Raw genomic sequence first — 513 nt, forward strand, 5'->3', positions numbered from 1 at the left:
GCCGCGCTCGCCGAGCAGCGCTGGCGCCGCGCCGACATGGCGCGGGGCCGCGAACGCGTGGCGCCGGCCGTGGCATTGCGAGATGGCGGCGCGCCGCTCAGCTCCGCGTCCGGGCAATGAAGCGCCATCGCAACGCCAGCGCCGCGGCCAGGATGGCCGTGGCCAAGCCCGCCGATATGCCCATCGCGGCGTGCGCGCCGTGCCGCTCGATCACGTAGGCATAGGCCACCGGCGCGGCGGCGGTCAGCAGGAAGCTGGGGATCAGCAGGGCGCCGACCAGCGCGCCGTAGCTGCGGAAGTCGAACAGCGCCAGCGGCAGCGTGCCGCGCGCGATGGTCAGCAGGCCGTTGCAGGCGCCGTAGAGCAAGGCGTAGGCGGCCAAGGTGACAAGTTGGCCACCCGACAGCAGCGCCAGCACGAATCCCAGCGGCATCAGGGCGGCCACCGCCAGGGTCAGGGTCAAGGGGTGCAGGCGCGATCCCAGCGCGACGTCGGCCAGCCGCGAGGCGAATT

1 pseudogene is annotated in these 513 nt (G+C 73.7%); it reads right to left on the reverse strand.

Annotated elements, in window-relative coordinates:
* Positions 1-97: 97 nt before the first annotated feature.
* A pseudogene (locus DNK89_RS24020) lies at positions 98-513 on the reverse strand (MFS transporter); the annotation flags it as partial.

This window comes from Acidovorax sp. ST3, assembly GCF_003231145.1.
GTDB lineage: Bacteria > Pseudomonadota > Gammaproteobacteria > Burkholderiales > Burkholderiaceae_C > Acidovorax.